Origin of the sequence: Streptomyces swartbergensis, assembly GCF_002148965.1 — a bacterium.
GTDB classification, from domain to species: Bacteria; Actinomycetota; Actinomycetes; order Streptomycetales; family Streptomycetaceae; genus Streptomyces; species Streptomyces swartbergensis.
The window spans coordinates 1-2411 of record NZ_NGFN01000610.1; the positions used below are offsets into that span (position 1 = coordinate 1).

General features: G+C 76.2%; 1 protein-coding gene. It reads left to right on the top strand.

What is annotated here, in order from left to right; translation table 11 throughout:
- The first annotated feature begins 144 nt into the window (after positions 1–144).
- Complete coding sequence (locus tag CA983_RS42770; protein WP_086606008.1) at positions 145–2259, top strand: asparagine synthase-related protein; 2115 nt, start codon at positions 145–147, stop codon at positions 2257–2259.
- Positions 2260–2411 lie beyond the last annotated feature (152 nt).

Consider the following 2411-nt stretch of genomic DNA (forward strand, 5'->3'; position numbering starts at 1 on the left):
GTTCCGGGCGGTGTGGGTGGCTCCGCCGGGGCGCGTTCGGCGGAGCGCAAGCGGCGCGGGCACACTCTGGAACGCTTCCTTCATGGCAGCATGGTGAACCGGTTCGTACGGTGCACTGGTTGTCCACAGCCTGTGGAGGCGGCGATGCGGTGGTTGGTGGGATGGAGCAGCACCGCCGCGGGAGCCGTCGCTGCCGGCTCGGCGGGGGCCACGGGACCCGACGGCGAGACCCTGCATCCGGTGGGCTCCCAACTCCTGTGGGGCGACCCCGATCCGCTGTGGGCGGTCGGTGACTGGCGCCCCGACGAGGTGCGGGTGGTGAAGGCCGACGACCGGACGCGCATCGCCGTCCTCGGCATCTGCGGTGCCACCGACGMGCAGCTGCGCGTCGCGCTGTTCGCCGCGCGCGGCGGGGCACTTCGGCATCTGACCGCCTGGCCGGGGAGCTACACCGCGATCGTGCAGGTGGGCCGCCGTATCACCGTCTGCGGCGACCTCGCGGGCGCGCGGCCGGTGTTCTACACCCCCTGGGCCGGCGGCACGGCGTATGCGACGGCCGCGCTGCCGCTGGCCGACCTCATCGAGGCCAACCTCGACTTCGGGCACCTCGCCGCGCTGCTGGCCGCCCCCGACGTGCCCGCGGCGCTTCACGACTCCACGCCGTACGACGGCGTGAAGCGCATTCCGCCGGGGCATGCGCTGATCCTGCGCGCCGGGGCACGCGAGATCGCCGGGTACGAACCGGTCGCCTCGCTGGCGGTGGCGGCGCCTTCCGCCGATCCCGACAGCGCGGTCGACGCCGTGCGCGACGCGCTCGTGGAGGCCGTACGCACACGGCTGTCCGCGCCGCGGCACGTCCCCGGGGCGGACATCGACCCCGGGCCCGTGCCCGGCATGGGGCCCGCCGAGCGGCGTGCCGCGCGCGGGATGCCGGTGCCCGGGATCGGGGCGGACCTGTCCGGCGGACCGGCCTCGGGGACGCTGGCGCTGCTGGCCGCGGGGCTTCCCGGAATGCCGGGCACGGTGCTGGGGCACGGCACGGGCGCGGGCGAGCGGCTGCTGGCGGTCACGTTCAACGACCTGGCCGTCGCGGGGCGGGAGGCCGAGCTGGAGCGGGCAGGCGCGCTGGCCGCGAACCCGCGTCTGCACCATGTCGTCGTGGCCGGTGGCGAGGAGACCCTCCCGTACGCCGACCTGGACGGCCCGCTGACGGACGAACCGGGCGCGTCCCTGGTGACGGCGGCCCGGCACCGGGCGCGGCTCGCGGCCGGCAGCGCGGACCACTTCACGGGCTACGGTGCGCGCCAGGTCCTGGACGCCCATCCGGCGCGTCTGGCCGACCTGTTGATGGACCGCAAGCGGCGCCACCTGGTGCGGCCCGTCGCCGCGCTGGCCAGGACGGACGGCTCGGTGCTGGTCCCCGCGCGCGTGTACGCGGCGGCGCGACGGCTGTCCCGTACGCCGTACCGGGCGGGGCTGGAATCGCTGGCCGAGCGCCTGCTCGACCACCGTACGGACGACGGTCCGGACGCGCCCGGGGGTGCGGTGGAGGCCTCGCTCGCCGCGCTGACCTGGGGCAGACCCGGACCGGCGGCGCGCTGGCTGACCGGTGAGGCGCTCGCTGAAGTATCGGTTCGCCTTCAGGCGGCGACGCACCGGTCGGAGCTGGTGGGGCCGGGACAGCGGCCGGGTGACTTCCGCGCGCGTGCGGTGCTGGCGCGGTATGCGGCGGACCTGCGGGTGCTGGAGCAGGCCGCGGAGATCCGTTTCCAGCGGCTGCACGCGCCGTTCCTCGACAACCAGGTCGTGCGCGCGGCCCGGGCGCTGCCCGAGGCCTTGCGGGTACGGCCGGGAGCGCGGGCGGCCATACTGCGCACGGTGCTGGAAGGGGCCGGCGTCCGGGACCTGCCGCCCGGGTGGGGCGCCCCGACCCAGGCGACGGCGGCGGCCGCGGCGCGTATGGGCCTGAGGGTGGCGGCGGACTCCCTGGTCGCCCTGTTCGACACGCCGCTGCTGGCGGAGGCGGGCCTGGTCGAGGCCCGAGTGGTCCGCAAGGCCCTGCGCTCCGCGGCGGCCGGCGAACCCCTCCCCCTGGACGGCCTCGCCGACCTGGTCTCCCTGGAACTGTGGCTCCGCCGCCTGCTGTCCCGCCGCGGCACCTGCTGGACGGGCACCCCGGCCCGCCAGCGCGCCGTACCGGCGGGCATCGCGCCGCAGCGGGGGGCGCTGGGGGCGGGGGCCGGGGTACGGCGGGTGTAGCGAACGCCGCCTCGGGCGCTGATTTGCGGGTGTGTGCTGAGTTGCGGGTGCGGGCCTTGTTGCGGTGTGTGCTGAGTTGCTGTTGCGGTGCGGGGCTTGCTGCGGGTGTGTGCTGAGTTGCTGTTGCGGTGCGGGGCTTGCTGCGGGTGTGT